The following is a 20,415-nucleotide window of genomic DNA, read 5'->3' as shown; positions in this document are numbered from 1 at the left end:
ACAAACTTTATTCACATTAACAAGTGTTTTTATCAAAAAATTTAAAATATTTTAATAAAAAATACATAAAATACTAAAATATAGACATAAAAAACAAACCAAATAGATATAAATCATATAAAAATTAATTTTTACCACAAAAACATTAGTTTTTTCCTTACAAAATCATAATTTAAGGAAATATTTAAGCAAAATGATAGAAGATTTTAGAAAAAATTACTTAAATCATCCCAAAATTTATGATGAAATGTTCCTAAATGGCGATCATTACCGGGATCATTATGCAAACTTCATCAATAATTTTTCTAAAGAATCGCTCGAGAACCTAAACAAAAAAGAAGAATTGGCTAAAAAGCTGTTCATGAGCCAGGGTATTACCTTTACGGTATATGATAGCGGCGAAGGCATCGAAAAAATCTTTCCTTTTGATATTATCCCGAGAATTATTACTTCAACAGAGTGGAGTTTTATAGAAAAAGGAATAAAACAACGCTTAAAAGCACTGAATCTTTTTTTAAAAGACATTTACAGCAATCAATTTATCTTAAAAGACCAAATTGTACCTATAAATGTAATTTATTCTTGTCCGCATTTTTTAAGAGAGATGCACAATGTAAACGTATTACACGATATCTATATCCATATTGCCGGAATAGACCTGATAAGAGATCACGATGGAACATTTTATGTATTAGAAGACAACCTGCGCACACCTTCGGGGGTGAGCTATATGCTCGAGAACAGAGAAATCACCAAAAGGTTATTTCCCGACCTTATTCCGCAATGCGGCGTAAGAAGTGTAACCGAATACCCTGCCATATTATATAAAAATTTAATGAGCCTCTCTCCCAGGGCAGTTTCCAACCCAACAATTGTATTGTTAAGTCCGGGCATGTATAATTCTGCGTATTATGAGCACACTACCTTAGCTCGTTTAATGGGGGTAGAACTTGTAGAAGGACGTGATCTGGTGGTTAAAAACCAAAAGGTATTTATGAAAACCACCACTGGCCTGCAGCAGGTTGATGTGATTTATCGCCGTGTAGATGACGACTATCTCGATCCACTGGTTTTTAATCCGAACAGCGTACTGGGCGTTGCGGGCCTAATGGGTGCCTATCGCAAAGGTAATGTAGCCATTATTAATGCAATAGGCAATGGCGTAGCCGACGACAAAGCCGTTTATACCTATGTACCCGATATGATCAGGTACTACCTGAACGAAGAACCCATACTCAAGAATGTGCCCACCTACCAGCTTAGCAATAAAGATGAGCTCGATTATGTTTTTGCAAACATCAATACAATGGTAATTAAAAAAACTAATGGAAGTGGTGGATATGGCATGTTAATGGGGCACGCTGCCAGTGAACAGGAAACTGACGAATATAAAATCGAAGTGCTGAAAGATCCGCGCAATTTTATTGCCCAACCCACCATAAGCCTGTCTTCCGCCCCCTGTTTTATCAACGGAAAACTGGCTCCGCGCAGAATCGATCTTCGTCCATTCGCTTTAAACGGACCAGACGGCATTTCGATCGTGCCGGGTGGCTTAACCAGGGTAGCTTTAAAAGAAGGTTCACTGGTCGTAAACAGCTCACAGGGTGGCGGCAGTAAAGATACATGGGTTTTAACTTCTTAGAATACAGAATATGTTAAGTAGAGTTGCATCAAGCTTATATTGGCTAAGCAGATATGTTGAGCGCAGCGATGGTATGTTGCGTATGTTAAAAACAAATTATGCTTCCTCACAAGATACCATACAGGAATTTACCTGGAAGCCCGTAATCAGGATTTTTTCTTCAGATGACGAAAATGAATTATTGAATATCCAGCACGATAGCCGTGCCGTGATAGAATACCTCTTGTTAAACCGCGAGAATCAAAATTCTATTTTAAACATCGTTACCCTGGCCCGGGAAAATGCACGGAGCGTTCAGGAACATATCCCTAAAGATTTATGGCAATGTTTAAACGAATATTACCATGCGGTAAAAGACGAGAAATTATTGTGGTACGTACAAAAGGACGATCCTGTTACAGCCTTCGATGTCTTGATCAAACAGGTAATGTTATACAACGGAACTGCCGACAGTGTGATGGAGCGCGGAGAAAGTAGGAGTTTTATGAATATTGGCAAACACCTGGAGAGAAGCATACAGTCAGTCGATATTCTCGATATTAAATTCAGTTCGATAAGCAGCAATCCAGATCTGCTGACGGATATATCCTACTGGAAACATTTATTGCTCTCATTAGGTGGTTATGAGCTCTATCTAAAAACTTACAGGCAAGGTTTTGATGCAAAAAACATCATCGAATTAGTGATGCTCAACAATGATTTTCCACGGTCGGCACTATACGCCATGAACAATATTGATAGATATTTTAACCGGTTAAAGAGCGAAAGCAACATCGAACATTACAACAACTTATCTTTTAAAATAGGGCGTTTAAAAAGTATGATTACCTATAGCTCGGTAAATACCATGAACGAAGAGCAGTTGCACCATTACCTTACAGAGATCAGGGCTGAACTTTTCGGCATCGGAAACCTGTTAAATGAATATTATTTCGCAAATTCATAAATTTTTAACCACAGATGAGCACAGATCAACACAGACACTATTTCCTTTTTTGATTTTTCATCTGCGGTAACCCATAATAATAAAAATCAATATGCCAATTTTCAAAATCAAACATATCACCAATTATAAATACGAATTGCCTGTTCGGGACAGTGCAAATCAGATTATTTTATTTCCGATCAAGGATGATTTTCAAAAGGTGGTTAAACACGACCTGAATATCTCGGGAAGCCCGGAAATTGAAATCTTTATCGATTATTACGGCAATGAAGTAGGCACATTTACCCAAAATGAGCCGCATACACAGTTGAAAATTTTTTCCAAAGTAAGTGTAGAAACCTTCCCGAAGCCATTGCCGCAAGACGATATGTTTAGCAGCGAGCAGTGGCACAGTTTAAACGCCCTAAAATTTGAAGTGCCCTATATCGATTATTTGCGGCAAGAAAGTTTCGAGGGCATTATTCAACTGAAAGAAACAGCGCTGAAGATTAAAAATACTGAAGATACCCCCTATCAAACCGCTATAAAATACTGTGCCGATGTTTTCAATAACTTCGAATACATTAAGGGTGTAACCGCAGTTGATACCACCATAGATGAAATTTTAAAACTTAGAGCGGGTGTTTGCCAGGATTTTGCACATGTATTAACAGCCATGTTGCGTTTAACCGGGATCCCTGCCAGATATGTGAGCGGTTACATCTGTCCCAATAGAGATGGTATGCGGGGTGAAGGCGCAACGCATGCCTGGGCCGAGGCATATTTACCCGAGTACGGCTGGCTGGGCTTAGACCCCACCAATAACTGCATTGCCAACGAAAACCACGTACGCCTGGCGGTAGGCCGCAATTTTACCGATTGCTCCCCTGTAAAAGGGGTTTACAAAGGTGGTTTCGAACATATTATGGAAGTTAACGTATCAGTTGGTTATAATGACGAAGATTTTAATGATAATGAAACTTATTTTCAGCCAAAAGAAGTGAATTACGCTAAACCATCCGGAACAATAACCACAGCAAGAACACAAAACAGCTATCAACAATACATGGAAGCCATTCAACAACAGCAACAGCAGCAACAGTAGGAAATTTTCAGTTTGCAGTTTCAAATCATAGGAATAAAAGCAGTAGAGATCTATTTCAAATCTCTGCTGTTTAAAATTTCATCGATCTTTTCATTTTCAATAATCCACATCCCTATCCGCTCATCGGTAATCCCATCCATCAGGTTATAAGTAAATGTAGGTTTGTTATCTTTCATTTCGGTAAAGAGATATTTGAACATGATGTTTTTATTTTCTTTCAGCATTTCGGCAACTTCAATAATATGGGTTGAAATCATGAAACAACAATCTTCTATTTTAGAAAATGATTTAATTACAGCTAAAGAGCCGTCAAAAGCGTCTTTTACATTTGTACCCCTAAACAACTCATCAAAAATTACGAAAATATTTTTAGCGGTTTTAATCTTCTCCGCAACATGTTTTACCCTTAAAACCTCATTGTAAAAATGACTATATCCCTGATTTAAATTATCAGGCAAATTTATAGTCGATATTAGCCCTTGCCAAATACCCGTTTCCATGTGTTTGGCAGGAACCGGAAGCCCTAAATGCGCTAAATAAACAGATATACCAACAGATTTTAAAAAAGTAGATTTTCCAGCCATATTACTACCTGTAAGAAAGCAGACATTCTTCTCCGTTTCGAATTCAATGTCATTAGCAACAGGCTTACTTAAAAAAGGATGAAAAACCCTACTGATATGAAAATGACGCGCTTTATGATTAACATTCGGCAAGGTTAAATTAAACTTTCTGGCAGCCAGAGCAATAGAAAAATAAGCATCAACCTGATAGATGATATCTAAAAACTTCTTGATTGTTTTTAGGACAGTTTTCTTAAAAATAAAATCAAGTTCTTCTAATTCGAATAAGCTGATTTTGTTTTCTTTACGTTCAACAATATTTTTAACTAATTCCTGCTCAAATAAGGCAAACACAACTTCATCAAATTCTTTAGCCACTTCAGGTTTGTCCTGATCATTCAACCCGGCAAAAACTTCGCTCAGCTTTTTAAGCAAATAAATTATTTCTTTTATACCTTTCTCTTTTAAATAATAGCCCTGATTGGGAGAAAAGAAATAATGTACAAATTTAGTTAATGCAGATATTCTGGAATAAGACTTGATTTTAGAATTTTGCGTCAGGTAGCTTTCCACAAAATCCATATTGGTACGATCAAAACTTAAATCGCCTGAGTAGTTTGAAAGATATTTTATTACCTTCTGCCGTTCATTGATTATCTTAATATCGGTTGATGGCGTTCTGAAAATTTCGATCAGTTTATCGTTGCCTTTAATTGTTGAAGTCAAGTTAAATAAAGAAAAAACACTTTTATCCAGGCCATAAGCCTCAAATATATTCAAGTCGGTTAAGGTTTGTTTATCGATATCAAATTTATTCATGAGGCCTCTTTAACATTAAAACGAATTCAACAATCAACTAAAAAATAAGTTAATATAGATTGAATATGGTAAAATTAATTTGATATTAAAATCATTTAAGGATAGGAATTTATCTGAAACAACAATAGGTAGTTTTCAGTTGGCAGTTGATTAATGCTAAAAAACTGAAAACTGTATACTGAAAACCGCCAACTGATCAAGTTTTTTTCTAAATTTGCGCCTTTTACAAATAACAATATGATTAAGAGACAGCAAATTAAAGATTTATTAAAGTCGACAGCATTTGACACAGAAGTAACGGTTATGGGATGGGTTAGAACTTTCCGTAATAATCAGTTTATTGCATTAAATGACGGGTCTTGCATGAGCAATATCCAGGTTGTGATCGATTTTAATAATTTACCTGATGAGCTGTTAAAAAGAATCACTACCGGTGCGGCCATTTCTGCAACAGGTAAATTGATCGAATCGCTTGGTAAAGGTCAAACCGTTGAGATTAAAGCAACAACTGTAGAAATTTTGGGTGATAGTGATCCTGAAAAATTTCCATTGCAACCAAAAAAACACAGTTTAGAGTTTTTACGCGAAATTGCGCACCTGCGTTTCCGTACCAATACTTTTAATGCCGTTTTTAAAGTACGTCATGCTTTGGCATTTGCCATTCACCAATTCTATAATGAACGTGGTTTTGTATACATGCACACACCTGTAATTACCGCAAGTGATGCAGAAGGTGCCGGCGAAATGTTTAAGGTAACCACTTTAGATTTCGACAATACACCACGTACAGATGATGGTAAGGTAGATTTCTCACTGGATTTCTTTGCCCGCGCAACCAACTTAACCGTATCGGGTCAATTGGAAGGTGAGTTGGCAGCAATGGCTTTCGGACAGATTTATACTTTCGGCCCAACTTTTAGGGCAGAAAACTCAAATACAACACGTCACCTGGCCGAGTTCTGGATGATTGAACCTGAAGTTGCTTTTGCCGATTTAGAAGATAACATGCAGCTTGCAGAAGATATGATGAAGTATGTAATTAAATATGCTTTAGACAACTGCAAAGATGAATTAGAATTCTTAAACACTCGTTTGGCCGAAGAGGACAAACAAAAACCGCAGAACGAGCGCAGCGAATTTAGCTTGTTGGAAAAACTGGATTTCTGTTTAGCCAACGAGTTTGAGCGTTTAACCTATACTGAGGCGATCAGGATTTTAAAATCTTCTAAACCAAACCAGAAGAAACAATTTAAATACCTGATTGATGAATGGGGTGCCGATTTACAAAGTGAACACGAACGTTACCTGGTAGAAAAACACTTTAAAAAACCGGTAATCTTAACGGATTACCCTGCTGATATTAAATCGTTCTATATGCGCCAGAATGAGCCAGATGCTGAAGGCAGACAAACTGTTGCCGCGATGGATATCTTATTCCCGGGCATTGGCGAAATGATTGGCGGATCGCAGCGTGAGGAACGCTTAGACCGTTTAACCAAACGCATGGAAGATTTAAACATCCCGCAGGAAGAACTTTGGTGGTATCTCGATACCCGCCGCTTTGGATCAGCCCCGCACTCGGGTTTTGGTTTAGGTTTCGAGCGTTTGGTATTGTTCGTAACCGGAATGACTAACATCCGTGATGTAATTGCTTTCCCAAGGTTCCCGAAAAACGCTGAGTTTTAGGAAGGGTTTAGGGTTTAGGGTTTAGGGTTTAGGGAAAACAAATAGCCCGTTATTGAAGGAGTCAAGTTTTTAAAACTTGACTCCTTTTTTTTACCAGAAAAAACTCCAGGAGGCCTCTCCTATCAATGACAGATTCTAAAAATCGGCGTCATCTCGATCGGAGCAACTCGTAGTGTTCCAAAGGAACTCCTTCGGAGGAGAGATCTTTTGACTATGTTTAAAAGATCTCTCCACTCCGCAGTGCTTCGGGAGATGACGATTTATCTCAACCTGCCATCCAACTCTTTTGTTTTTGGCTAAATCCTAACTTAAATTAATGATGTATTTCTATAGAACAATCGTCCCAGTGGGACGTCTCCTGGGTAGCCAATTGGAACAATTGGCGTTTTCGTTCCGTAGGAACGTTTGGTGATTAAACCATTAATACCTCTTCATTTCCGGCCACCTAAACCTGATTGACGCGGAAAGCCCGCATCCCGATTCTTTACCGATGAATCGGCACTAAATTAGCATCGTGAGTGGACTTGTAGTAAAAGCAGGGCTAAACAAGCCCAAGCACCACTGCCCTTGCTTTTCTAAAAATAGCCAATAAAATCCGTCACTGGACTTGCGAAGTCATACCTTACCCATGCCCTTTTAGACTTCGTAAGTCAACCTCGCTGTTATCGCCCATCATCATGCATACTATCTCCATACGGATTGGCATGTGCATAATCTACCGCCGAAACCTTATAATCGGTTGGGGCAAAACTGGCCGAAGTACTCAGCGCCATACCCAATTCGTAACGCGTTGGGTAAGGTGTTTTTAACAAACTGCCTGCTGGAATGTATGGAAAGCTCTCTAAATAACTCTGCATTACACTCGGACTCACCCTTCTGTTGATATACGCCCTGCTTAACTGATGTGTTTCTCTTAAACCCGCAGCACCCAATAATTCTACAGCACTGGCTACGGTTAGGTTATGGAAGTTTTTAACACGAACGGTTTTATCTTCTACCACAAGCCCCTTCATTAAACTCTGATCTTGTGTGGCTACGCCTGTTGGGCAGGTATTGCTGTTACATTCTAAAGCCTGAATACAGCCTAAAGCGAACATCATTCCGCGGGCAGCATTACACATATCGGCACCAAGGGCGATATTTTTAACCAGATCGAAACCTGTTGCCACTTTACCTGAGGCAATAATTTTAATGTGTTTTTTCAGATCAAAACCATTCAAAACATCGTACACAAAAGCCACCCCTTCGCGCAAAGGCATACCTACCGAATTCGAAAATTCCTGTGGAGCAGCACCTGTTCCGCCCTCGCCACCATCAACGGTAATAAAATCAGGGTAAATACCGGTTTCTACCATGGCTTTACAAATGGCATAAAACTCGCTTTTACGACCGATACAAAGTTTAAATCCTACAGGTTTACCATCCGATAAATCGCGGAGTTTCTTCACAAATTCCAATAAACCGATCGGTGTATTAAACGCCGAGTGTGCGGGTGGCGACAATACATCTTTACCTTCGGGCACTAAACGGATTCTGGCAACCTCTGGCGTTACTTTTTTGGCAGGCAGCATACCACCGTGACCAGGTTTAGCACCTTGCGAAAGTTTAATCTCGATCATTTTTACCTGGTCGGTTTTTGCCCTTTCGGCATACGCATCGTAATTAAAGGTACCATCGGCATTACGGCAACCGAAATAACCGGTACCAATCTGCCAGATTAAATCGCCTCCTGGCTGACGGTGATAATCGCTGATGCCACCTTCGCCCGTATTGTGTGCAAAGTTGCCCATTTTAGCGCCACCGTTTAAAGCCAGAATTGCATTCTGACTTAATGAGCCAAAACTCATGGCCGATATATTATAAATACTCGCAGAGTAAGGTTTCTTACAATCAGGGCCGCCAACAGTAACACGTGGATCCAAGTTTAATTCGTGGTGAGAAATGGCCGCAATACTATGGCTTAACCATTCGTAGCCATTATCGTAAACATTTAACTGCGTTCCAAATGGTATGGTATCGTTATCTTTTTTAGCGCGTTGATAAATTAATGAGCGGTTTAACCTGTTATAAGGCGTACCGTTTGTATCGCTCTCTACAAAATACTGGTAAACTTTCGGCCTCAATTCTTCCATAAAATACCTTAAACGGCCAAAAACAGGATAATTTCTAACAATACTATGCTTGGGCTGATATAAATCGTAAATACCAAGAATTACAAAAGGACCAGTGAAGATGAATGTCCACCATAAAAAGGGATGATACAAGCCCAGCATAATGGTTAGGGCAATTAAAAATGCGGCAATTGCGACGAAAGCTTTTCTCATAATAATAGATTAGCGTATGTTTTGTTGGTACAAAGATTAGGATTATTAAACAACTGACACCATTAATTTGTTATTTTTACGCTATGCTTATTAAGATCTATCCAGAAAACCCAAACGAAAGGGCTATTGAACAAGTTGTTGAAGTGTTGAAGAAAGGTGGTTTGATCATCTATCCAACGGATACGATTTATGGTTTGGGCTGCGATATCACCAATCCGAAAGCCATCGAAAAAATATGCAGAATACGTGGTATAAAACCCGAAAAGGCCAATTTCTCCTTTATTTGCCACGATTTAAAACACATTTCGGATTACATTAAACCGATTGACAATACCACCTTCAGGGTATTAAAAAAAGCTTTACCAGGTCCGTTTACCTTTATTTTTAATGCGAATAACAACGTACCCAAGTTATTGAGTTCGAATAAAAAAACAGTAGGTATCCGTGTGCCCGATAACAACATTGCCCGTTGTATTGTAAAAGAATTGGGTAACCCTATCCTATCTACTTCGATTAAGGATGATGATGATGTAATTGAATATTCTACCGACCCTGAATTGATCCACGAAAAATATGAAGACCTGGTTGATCTGGTAATCGATGGTGGCTACGGCGATAATGATGCCTCTACCGTAATCGATTGTACCACGGGTGAGTTCGAAGTGATCCGTGAAGGCAAAGGAAATATAGAAGAGTATTTGTAGCCATCCCGCCTGCGCAGGATCCGATCTATCGGATGACGATCGTACTATAGCGAGCGCCTTAAACCCCTATCCGCCTATCGGCACCTTTCCCCTCAAAGGGAAAGGACTAAAAACAAATTACCGCACCCTGCAATATGCTCCATGCAATCTGCACCATGCTATCGGCCTGGCAGATTTTCTCAGGAAAAAGCACGAAAATCTGTGCACTAACCCTCATTACCCCACAAGCCAAGGCAGGATCAAGCGGGTGCGATGGGATAAGCCAGGGTAAGAGCCTCGATACTGCCGTTATTAAGATTTTCGTAGGTTTTTACAAGAATTGCGCAGCAATCTTTTATACCTATAAAAACAGTATTATCACATAAAAAACGATGCAAGCCTTTCAGTTATGCCTTTGTGTTTGTTGTTTTTAACAGCAGGCATGCTTTCGCTGCGCTCAGGTTTGTTACTTTTGGGGCCAAGCCAACCTGCGAAGCAAGCTTGAAGGCCTATAAAAACATATACACAACTGAAAAAAGTAAGAGCCCCCCTTCGGCGGCGGCGAGCCGAGGCAAGACCGAGCAAGAGGCAAAAAATAGTGACCGCTTTAACATTCCGCCTGCGCGGGATCCGATAGCTATCGGATGACGACCGTATTATAGCGAACACCTCACTAAAATTTATCAACATCCAGCCTAAATACCAAAGAAATATATAAATTTATACTTTAATGCTGTACTCCACAAGCTTTTAACAAAACAAACTACTAAAATTAACCTCATTCTAATACTGAATTAATATTCTACGCTTATTTTCGTAACCTAATCATTCTATATGGCGCTACAATTACTCCAATAAAGCTTTCCAACTAAAAAAATCGTTGTCAGGCAAATGATTTTCGCACAATTGCTATAGGTATTTGCCCTATAGTGATGATGGTTTGCGCTGAATGATCAAAAATCTTCTAATTACAATCCTTATTATTCTGTATGGCAAAACGCTACTGCTAATCATTCAAATCCTCGCGGGACCGTTCCCGAAACATAAAGCAATTACGCTTAATCCACTTCACTAACTTATTCAAAAAGATTAATTCATCATTTCATATCCCTAAAAAACTTATATGAAAAAACTTTTACTATTATGTTCTACAATGCTTTTGGCAACTTCGTTGTTTGCCCAAAGTTTTAACGGAACTTACAATTTCAGTGGTGTTTCTACCACCACTGGAAAAACGGATCCCACCCCGGCTCCAACAGCAACAGGAGTTACTTTTAGTTCTTTTACGGCTAATGGCGCTGTCTCCGGAAACCCTAACGCAGCTGGAAGGTTTTCTTTCACCAGTCAGCCTACAGGCGCAACCAATGCGAGTGATGTTTTTACCGGCACAATAGATTTAACCAAGTATTACGAAGTAACCATTACACCTGTAACGGGCTACACCTTAAACATTAGCGGGATTAAATTCACCCTGCAACGTTCAGGAACAGGGATCAGACAATACAGTGTGCGATCGAGTAAAGACAGTTATGCGGCTAACTTAACAGCTACTATATCACCCGCCAACACAGATCTTCAGGTTGTAACAGGAAATATATTTCAGGTACTGGATGCGGCAACAACTGCTGAGGTTGGCAGTACCATTACCTTAACAGGTTTTACCAGCATTTCTACAGCAACTACCTTCCGCTTTTATGGTTACAATGCCGAAGCTGCCGGAGGTACATTTAGTATAGATGATGTAGTGATTTCTGGATCTGCAGTTTCTGGCACAGACAATACCCCTCCTGTAAATACAGCCTTATACCCAAAAACATCAAATATTACCTCAACCTCTTTTAGCCTTACCCATAACATCGATGAGGCGGGTAAAACTTATTATGTTGTTACCGCATCAGGCAGCCCAGCGCCAACACCTGCACAGGTAAAAGCTGGATTAAACGGAAGTGGTACTGCAGCAATTAAATCTGGCGCTTTGACAAATGCAGCCAATACAGATGTTAGCACATCCATTACCGGATTAACCGCAACTACAAATTATGCGGTTTATGTAGTGGCAGAAGATGCTGCAAGCACGCCTAATTTACAAACTTCAGTTACACTCCTAAATGTAACAACACTGGGTTTGGCAGATGTTACCCCACCGGTAACGGCAGCCACTTACCCCAAAACCACAACAGTTACCACTACCTCGGTAGCTTTTGCAAACAACATTAACGAAGCAGGTACCACTTATTATGTGTTAGCCCTTTCGGGTGGTACTGCCCCAACACCAGCACAGGTTAAAGCTGCACAGGATGGAAGCGGATCTGCCGCTTTAAAATCGGGATCATTTGCCAATACCGCCAATACCGATGCCAGTGCATCCATCACCGGTTTAACAATCGGTACCGGTTATACCTTATATGTAGTGGCACAAGATGCAGCAGGCAATTTACAAACCACAGTCGCCACGGTTGATGCTACCACAGCTAATCCTCCTTTGGTAAGCGCACCGGTAATCATCAGCCAATATTACGAAGGCACCTCTGTAAATAAGTGGATCGAATTAACCAACCTGAGCAATGCTCCGATCAATACCGCATCACCACAGTTAAAATTGGCTTTATACAATATTTCGGGCGACGCGGGTAACATCAACATCACTGGTACACCTTCGCAAACGGTAAACTTGAACTTTACCATTCCGGCCCATGGCTCCGTATTTTTGGGCAATACGGGTAACAGCAATACCGAAGTACCTTACCTAAGTACCGCCAGTGCCGTATTAAACAGCAATACCGTAATCAACTTTAACGGTAACGATGGTGTGGCCCTTTTAGATGCCAATAACAACATTATCGATGCTTTCGGTCAGGGTGTTAACGCCAAAGATGTTTCTTATGTAAGAAGTTTGAATGTAACCGCGCCCAGTCCTGCTTATGTAGACGACGATTGGACCAGAACACTACTGGCTACCGTTCAAAATGCCATTGATGATGACGATGCCAATAGGTTGGGTGTACATTTCCCACCCAACTTACCTGCCTGCGCCGCGCCAAGCAGCCCTGCAACCGCATTAACTTTTAGTGCTGTAACCACAGGCAGCATCACCGCTACTTTCACTAAATCGGCCGATGCCAACGAATACCTCATCATCAGAAGTTTAAATACTACCTTAAGCGCGCTTCCGGTTGATGGTACTGCTTATGCCATTGGTTCTGCCTTTGGTGGGGGTACGGTAATCAATAAAATTGTAAGCAATACCTTTACCGATAACAATTTAAACAGTTCTACAACTTACAACTATTTTATTGTTCCGTTAAACAACCTTTCTTGTACCGGCGGACCGAAATATTTAACCACAAATATTTTAACCGCAGTACAAAGCACTAAAACTTTATTACCTTGTGCCACTCCAACGGCACAGCCTACAGGTTTTACCATTACTTCTGCTAACTATAACTTTATCCAGGCTTCTTTCACCGCCGCCAGCGCAGCTGATGAATACCTGGTGGTGATGAGTACCAGCAATACCTTAACCGCAGCACCGGTAAACCAAACGGTTTATAATGTAGGCGATGCTTTAGGTGGTGGTATCGTGGTGAAAAGAGGAGCGGGTACTTCATTTATCAGAAATGGTTTAACCCAGAACACCAATTATTACTTTTTCACTTATGCGATAAATAGTGCCTGCAGCGGTGGCCCTTTATATTTAACCACACAGCCCCTTTTAGGAAACTTTAAAACAGGGATCCTTGATGTAAACAAACTGAATTTCTATTATGGTAATTTACACAGTCACAGCAGTTATTCTGACGGGAATAAAGACGATTTAACCAAAAAACCCGAAGATGATTATGCTTTTGCCAAAACGGCGATGAACCTCGATTTTCTTGGTATATCAGAGCATAACCATACCCAGGCCGGCATGTCGTTAGCCAACTGGCAACCGGGTATCATTGCGGCTAAAAATGCAACCACTTCTACTTTCGTTGCTTTGCACGGTATGGAATGGGGCGTAATCAGCGGCGGCGGACACGTAATTGTGTACGGCATCGATTCACTGATCGGCTGGGAGCCCGGCGAAAACCAGATTTATGTACCTAAGAGTACTTATACCGGACCAGCGGGTTTATTCAGGATTATTAACCGCCATGGTTTAAATGCCGTAGCTACTCTGGCTCACCCTAATACAACAGATTACAATAACATCTCTGCAACTTACGATTTAAGTGCCGATAGTGCCATTGTAGGCTCAGCCTTAGAAAGTGGTCCTGCATTTTCGACCAATGTTACCTATTCCGATCCCGCCAGCTCAATGAGTTATTTAAGCTATTATAACCGCATGCTGGCTAAGGGTTATCACCTTGGTGCAAGTATTGATCATGATAACCACAATTTAACTTTTGGTAAACACACCCGTGCCAGGTTAGTGGTATTGGCTCCCGCCCTTACCGAAAACGATTTATTGGATGCCATTAAAAAGATGCGATTCTATGCATCACAAGATTCGGCAGCAAAAGTCGTATTCACCATTAACAAACAACCCGTAGGTAGCGTATTCAAAACCGCCGGTGCGCCACAGATCTCGGTGAGTTCGATTACCACAAGTGCGGTAACGAGCATTAAAATTTTATACGGAACACCTGGAAGCGGTATCAATCCGGTAGAATTAACCACCAGTGCAACCGCAAGTTTAACCTATACCGATAATGCCCTGGCCAACCTGGCCACAGGCTATTATTATGCTGATATTGTAGAGGCAGACGGAAGCCGGATCATTACCTCGCCCATCTGGTACACCAGGGATGATGCAACCGTTAAGAAAGACCAGAACATTACCTTTGCCGCCAACAGAACGGCTACTTATGGAGACCCTGATTTAGTTGCAGGAGCTACGAGCGACAATACAGCCATTAACATTGAATATACCAGCAGCGATACCAACATTGCCACCATCAGCAATAACGATATCCACATCGTAAAAGCAGGTACGGTAACCATTACGGCCAATCAACCGGGCGATACTTTCTTTAACCCGGCAGTTGCCAAACAACAGGTATTAACCATTGCCCCTAAAGCCATTGCGGTAACGGCAGATGCCAAAACCAAGGTGGAAGGAACAGCTGATCCCGCATTTACCTATGTTTCCAGCCCTGCATTAATCGGTACCGATGCTTTTACAGGAGCATTAAGCCGTGCGGTGGGCGAAACCGCAGGCGATTACGCCATTCAGCAGGGAACGCTGGCCTTAAGTAGCAATTACACCATCAACTACAATTCTGCCAATCTTCATATTAATGCTAAACCGGTTGCCGCACTAAGTGCCAGTGTTTCTGTTCCACAAAACGCCACTGCTCCGGTAATTACCTTTAGGGCAACTGCAGGTACAGCACCGTTTACATTCACTTATAATATTAATGGTGGTGGCAGCCAAACATTGAAGGCAACAAGCAATACCACAACAGTAACAGCACCAACCAATGTGGTGGGCACATTCGTTTACACCATCACCAACATTGCCGATGCTTTTAGTGCACAGGCACAAAATGTTTCAACCACGGTAACGGTTCGTCCTTTACCAGTAGCTACTATAGCAGGTAATACATCAATATGTAACTTCGGTTCATCACCAAACATTACCTTCACAGGTTCGGTTGGCGCGGCACCTTATACCTTTACCTACAGTATTAACGGAGGCAGTAACCGTACGGTAAGCACAAGCTCAACCACGGCAACGGTTAGCGTACCAACCAGCGCAACAGGTACATTTACCTACAATTTAGTAAGCGTGACCGATGCCTATGCTACCCAAACACAAACCGGAACAGCTACGGTAACGATAAATGCCCTGCCAGTAGTTTCCATCAGCAGCAACAAAGGTTTATCTATTTCTAAAGGAGATGCCCTAACTTTAACGGCTACAGGCGGAACGCAATACAGCTGGACTGGCTCGGATATTGTTAGCGGACAAAACACACCAGCCTTGACCATCCGACCGAAACAGAGCGGTACTTACCGTGTTACCGTAACCAATGCAAGTGGTTGTGTGAGCGACCAAAGCATTGCCATTGCCGTAATAGACGATTATAAACTCGAAGCCAGTACTGTAGTTACGCCGAATGGTGATGGTTACAACGATAAATTTATCGTGAAGAACATCGATTATTACCCAAACAATACCTTAAAAATATTCGATAAGGCCGGGCGGATTTTATATACCAAACATACCTATGCTAACGACTGGGAAGGAACCATAAACGGCAGTCCGCTGAATGAAGGCACCTATTATTACATCATCGATTTAGGTAGCGGTATCGGTACATTCAAAGGTTTTATCAACATCATTAGAGACTAATTACAGACATGAGAGCAATTACAAAAAACATAAAGCAAATGCGTCGCGTAACGTTTCTATTTGCAGCCAGTACATTATTTTTAGGTTCGGTTAAAGCGCAGATCCTTCCACTCAATGCACAATATTTCCAGAATCGTTACCTGGTTAATCCCTCAATGGCCGGTATAAACGAAGGTTTTAACATCAACGGGAGTTTCCGCAAACAGTGGTCTAACATCCCTGGTGCCCCCATTACACAAAGCGTAACCTTAGATCAGCAGGTAAGCAAAGTAGGCTGGGGAGTAAACATCTACAACGAGAAATCGGGCGGTATCCAACGCACCAAAGCCGTGGGAACTTTTGCTTATCACCTGCCGTTAAACAATGATGACCAGAAATTAAACTTCGGGATCTCTTTTGGTGCAAGTCAGGATAAACTGGATTTAAGCAGTGTAAGAAACAGCGACCTTAACGATCCATCCATTGCCCGTTTTAACGACAGGGGTTATTATGTAGATGGCGATTTCGGAATTTCTTATACTTCGAAAGGATTAACCGTTGAAGGTGCTGTGCCGAACATGCGTTCCGTTTTTAGAAAAGATGATTTAAACTTTGCGGATAAACCCACGTTTTATTCGGCGGTGAGTTATAAATTCATGCTGGGATCGGGTATAAATGGAATCAGCTTAGAACCTAAAGGTGTTTTTAGAGGCATTAAAAATTTCGATAACTTATGGGATGCCGGTTTGAATGCAAATTTCGCCAACGATAAATTGTACGTAATGGCCATGTACCACAATACCCAGAACGCTACCATTGGTTTTGGCATGAACTACAAATCGACCTTTTATTTTATGGCTTATTACAACACCGCAACTTCGGCAATCAGTGGTTATACCGATGGCGATTTTGAAGTGAATATCAGGGTTAATATTGGCAAGAAACCTTAATTTTATTTTAAAAGAAGGGTCGTCATCCGATAGCTATCGGATCCCGCGCAGGCGGAAATCTTAATGCAACAAACGAAAAGCCGCAGATTTAAATATCTGTGGCTTTTTTAATTGACCGCGTTCCCACCGATCCGCCTATCGGCACCTTTCCCCTGAAAGGGAAAGGACTAAAAAACAAATTACCGCACCCTGCAATATGCTCCTTACTATCGGCATCATGCTATCCGGCCTAGCAGATTTTCGCAGGAAAAGCACGAAAATCTTTGTACCTCCCCATCATTACCCCACAGCCAAGGCAGGATCAAGCGCGTGCGCTGGGAATAAGCAAGGGTAAGAGCCTATATACTGCCGCGATTAAGATTTCCGTAGGTTTTTACAAGAAAGGATGCAAGCCTTGGGTTTTTGTTTCTTTTGGGCCAAGCTAAAAGAAAGAGCCCTCGGCGGCGCTGAGCCGAGGCAAGACTGCGAGAAGGACAAGAAATAGCGCCTGCTTTAAGATTAGCTTTGATGAGCACTTCGTGGTTCCCGCATGCGCGGGAATGACGACCACATTAAATAACAAATTCCCTCACAAAAACCTCCCCCTTTCCCCTTATTTCACTATTTTTACCCCTATGGCTAAACTCATCAATTTAGAAGTATTTCAGCGTTTCTTTCGCTCCGGAAAAGTAGGTGGTTTTTTATTGCTGATCTGCGTGGCAATCTCCTTAATGATCGCCAATACCGCTTCAAAAGAAAGTTTCGAAGCATTTTTAGCAACCAAATTAGGCTTCGGCGCTATCAACTACAGCATTTTAGCCTGGATAAACGACGCCTTAATGGCTATATTCTTCCTGCTCGTAGGACTCGAAATCAAACGCGAACTCGTAGAAGGCGAGCTCTCCTCCATGAAAAGTGCGGCACTTCCTGTAATTGCAGCCCTAGGCGGCATGCTGGTGCCTGCTTTAATTTATAGCCTGTTTAATAAAGGCGCAGAAACTGCAGGCGGCTGGGGCATCCCCATGGCAACCGACATTGCCTTTGCTCTTGCCATTATCGCCATGCTAGGTAAAAGCGTACCCACCAGTTTAAAAATATTCCTGGCGGCCTTAGCCATTGTCGACGATCTCGGCGCCATTCTGGTCATCGCGATCTTTTATACCCACCAGATTCATTTCGAATACCTGGCCATGGCCGGGGGCGTCCTTGTTCTTTTAAGCCTGATGAATTATTTCGGCGTAAAGAAACTCATATTTTACCTCATCCCAGGCATATTCCTCTGGTATTTCATCCACCACTCGGGCATCCATGCCACCATTGCAGGGGTATTACTGGCTTTCACCATCCCTACTAATGAAACGGATGAAGAATCGCCACTAGAAAAACTCGAGCATTTTTTAACTACACCGGTAAACTACATCATTATGCCCATTTTTGCATTGGCCAATACCAATATCACTTTCCAAAAAGAAATGCTGGCCGGACTGGTTTCTCCTCTCGGGCTGGGCATTATAGTAGGATTATTCGTGGGTAAAACCATTGGTGTAACCTTTTTCAGCTGGTTAGCCGTGAAATTAAAATGGGCCGATTTACCCACCGGAGCAGGCTGGAAACACATCTTAGGTTTGGGCATGCTTGCGGGGATCGGCTTTACCATGTCGATTTTTATTGCCCTGCTCTCTTTTAGCGAGGTGCTTCATGTTTCGGAGGCGAAGTTTGCAATTTTAACCGCTTCGATCCTATCGGGTGTAGTGGGTTTTGTGTTTTTGAAGTCGGTGAAAGCTTAAAGGCGCTAAACTTTTTACCACCGAGTGCACTGAGTTTTACACAGAGGAACATAGAGAGCAGTATAGCCTTTTAGGCACCCAGTTCTGTGTACTTAGTGCCCTTTCTCTGCGAACATTGTGGTAAGAAAGATGTTATTTGTTTTTTTTCTTAACCGCAGAGGTCGCAAAGAACACGATTACAAGCGTTACTTTTTAGCGCCTCAACCCTATCCGCCTATCGGCCCCTTTCCCTGAAAGGGAAAGGACTAAAAGATAAATTACCGCACCCTGCAATACGCCCTATGCGATCTGCATCATTCTATCGGCCTGGCAGATAGCGAACGCTTTAAGGTTCCCGCCTACGCGGGAATGACTACCGTGTTATAGCTAGCGCCTTAAACCCCTATCCGCCTATCGTTTTCAAACCTTCCGCCTTACCTTTCGGGGTATTCTCTTCGAAATAAAAGAGACAAACATTTGCGTTTAAATAAACCAGATCAAAACTTCCCTAACAGACTTTTATGCTTTATGCCCCACCTTTCGAGGGCATTAATGATTGGCCTCAATTCGAGGCCAATTGCGGTTAGTTCGTATTCTACCCGTAGCGGAACTTCGGCGTAGACGGTTCGCTTAACAATTTTATCTGCTTCTAATTTTCGTAGCTGTAAGGTGAGCATTCGCTCGGTAATATTAGGCAAATGTTGTTTTAACGCTCCAAATCTGAGTTTACCGTTCATTAACCACGAACAGATCACTAAAGCCCATTGTCCGCCTATAATGTTGGCCGCATAAACTTCTAAACACTCATCAGCTAAAGCTTGTTTGTTAGCATAGTTGGTTGAGGTTTCCTTGATTTTAGACATACTTACATTTTTTATAGTACCTTACAATGGGTTGCTAATTTACAAAATAAGCGGTTATGCATCTATTTTTGCAATTATAATCATCAAAATTTGTAAAAATGAAAATATTAATCGTTGTAACCCATCCCGATATTAAAAGTTCCCTAATCAACAAACGGTGGATTGAAGAATTAAATAAATACCCTGATAAATATTTAGTCCATCAACTGTATGAGGCATATCCAGATGAAAAGATTGATGTATTGGCAGAACAAAAGCTGGTTGAACGACATGATAAAATTGTATTCCAATTTCCCTATTATTGGTTCAATTGTCCTTCACTTTTAAAAAAATGGATGGATGAAGTACTCACTCATGGATGGGCTTATGGCAGCAAAAGCGGTTTCAAACTGGCTGACAAGAAAATTGCTCTGGCCATTTCATTGGGCGTTGAAGAACACGAACTGCGTCCATCAGAAAAATATAAATATACATTAGCAGAATTAACCCGTCCGTTCGAACTTTCCTTTGAATATGTAAAAGCCGATTACCAAACCCCATTTGCTTATTATGGAATGGAGCATAACACATCTAAAAAATGGGTAGAAGAAAGCGTTCCTTTATATTTAGATTTTTTAGATTCGTTGTAGCGTAAAAGTTCAAGAGCGCCAATTTTTTACCACCGAGAGCACTGAGTTTTACACAGAGGAACACAGAGCAATAGCCTTAGACACCCAGCTTTGTGCACTTCGTGCCCTTTCTTTGTGGTCTTTGTGGTAAAAGATTTAATGGTTTTTACTTAACAGCGAAGA

The 20,415-nt window shown here is 41.3% G+C and carries 12 protein-coding genes; 9 read left to right on the top strand and 3 right to left on the bottom strand.

The features are described from left to right. The first annotated feature begins 193 nt into the window (after positions 1-193). The 3 genes from ACTJKN_RS06840 (at position 194) to ACTJKN_RS06830 (ending at position 3,672) form a co-directional block, all read left to right on the top strand. On the top strand, positions 194-1,642 hold the full coding sequence (locus ACTJKN_RS06840; RefSeq protein ID WP_440823594.1) for a circularly permuted type 2 ATP-grasp protein: 1,449 nt from the start codon (positions 194-196) through the stop codon (positions 1,640-1,642). A gap of 10 nt (positions 1,643-1,652) precedes the next feature. After that, positions 1,653-2,588 (top strand): alpha-E domain-containing protein, encoded by a 936-nt coding sequence (locus ACTJKN_RS06835; RefSeq protein WP_440823593.1) that lies wholly within the window; start codon positions 1,653-1,655, stop codon positions 2,586-2,588. Between the two features lie 91 nt (positions 2,589-2,679). Continuing rightward, positions 2,680-3,672: a transglutaminase family protein gene (locus ACTJKN_RS06830; protein WP_440823592.1), complete on the top strand. Its 993-nt coding sequence runs from the start codon at positions 2,680-2,682 to the stop codon at positions 3,670-3,672. A gap of 50 nt (positions 3,673-3,722) precedes the next feature. Here ACTJKN_RS06830 and ACTJKN_RS06825 read toward each other — a convergent pair whose 3' ends face one another. Further along, the gene (locus tag ACTJKN_RS06825; protein ID WP_440823591.1) at positions 3,723-5,054 is read right to left on the bottom strand and encodes a MutS-related protein; all 1,332 of its coding nucleotides are present in this window, start codon (positions 5,052-5,054) and stop codon (positions 3,723-3,725) included. A gap of 237 nt (positions 5,055-5,291) precedes the next feature. Between ACTJKN_RS06825 and asnS the strand changes: the two genes are divergently transcribed. Further along, positions 5,292-6,740 (top strand): asparagine--tRNA ligase, encoded by a 1,449-nt coding sequence (asnS, locus tag ACTJKN_RS06820; RefSeq protein WP_440823590.1) that lies wholly within the window; start codon positions 5,292-5,294, stop codon positions 6,738-6,740. Positions 6,741-7,402: 662 nt separating this feature from the next. Here the strand turns inward: asnS and ACTJKN_RS06815 are convergent. Beyond that, on the bottom strand, positions 7,403-9,064 hold the full coding sequence (locus tag ACTJKN_RS06815) for an FMN-binding glutamate synthase family protein (protein WP_440823589.1): 1,662 nt from the start codon (positions 9,062-9,064) through the stop codon (positions 7,403-7,405). 83 nt (positions 9,065-9,147) lie between these two features. Here ACTJKN_RS06815 and ACTJKN_RS06810 point away from each other — a divergent pair, with 83 nt between their 5' ends. The 4 genes from ACTJKN_RS06810 (at position 9,148) to nhaA (ending at position 18,782) form a co-directional block, all read left to right on the top strand. After that, on the top strand, positions 9,148-9,768 hold the full coding sequence (locus ACTJKN_RS06810) for an L-threonylcarbamoyladenylate synthase (RefSeq protein ID WP_029275823.1): 621 nt from the start codon (positions 9,148-9,150) through the stop codon (positions 9,766-9,768). Between the two features lie 1,102 nt (positions 9,769-10,870). Then, positions 10,871-16,087, top strand: coding sequence for a CehA/McbA family metallohydrolase (locus ACTJKN_RS06805; RefSeq protein ID WP_440823588.1), 5,217 nt, complete (start codon positions 10,871-10,873; stop codon positions 16,085-16,087). Between the two features lie 8 nt (positions 16,088-16,095). Further along, on the top strand, positions 16,096-17,016 hold the full coding sequence (locus tag ACTJKN_RS06800; RefSeq protein WP_440823587.1) for a PorP/SprF family type IX secretion system membrane protein: 921 nt from the start codon (positions 16,096-16,098) through the stop codon (positions 17,014-17,016). Positions 17,017-17,630: 614 nt separating this feature from the next. After that, on the top strand, positions 17,631-18,782 hold the full coding sequence (gene nhaA, locus ACTJKN_RS06795; RefSeq protein WP_440823586.1) for a Na+/H+ antiporter NhaA: 1,152 nt from the start codon (positions 17,631-17,633) through the stop codon (positions 18,780-18,782). 476 nt (positions 18,783-19,258) lie between these two features. Here the strand turns inward: nhaA and ACTJKN_RS06790 are convergent, their stop codons facing one another. Further along, positions 19,259-19,624 (bottom strand): winged helix-turn-helix transcriptional regulator, encoded by a 366-nt coding sequence (locus ACTJKN_RS06790; protein WP_440823585.1) that lies wholly within the window; start codon positions 19,622-19,624, stop codon positions 19,259-19,261. 98 nt (positions 19,625-19,722) lie between these two features. Here ACTJKN_RS06790 and ACTJKN_RS06785 point away from each other — a divergent pair, with 98 nt between their 5' ends. Further along, positions 19,723-20,253: an NAD(P)H-dependent oxidoreductase gene (locus ACTJKN_RS06785; protein ID WP_440823584.1), complete on the top strand. Its 531-nt coding sequence runs from the start codon at positions 19,723-19,725 to the stop codon at positions 20,251-20,253. Positions 20,254-20,415 lie beyond the last annotated feature (162 nt).

Origin of the sequence: Pedobacter sp. 22163 (genome assembly GCF_052045595.1) — a bacterium.
Classification (GTDB): Bacteria; Bacteroidota; Bacteroidia; order Sphingobacteriales; family Sphingobacteriaceae; genus Pedobacter.
Note: the sequence above shows the minus strand (reverse complement) of the source record. Positions and strands in the feature narration are given on the sequence as shown.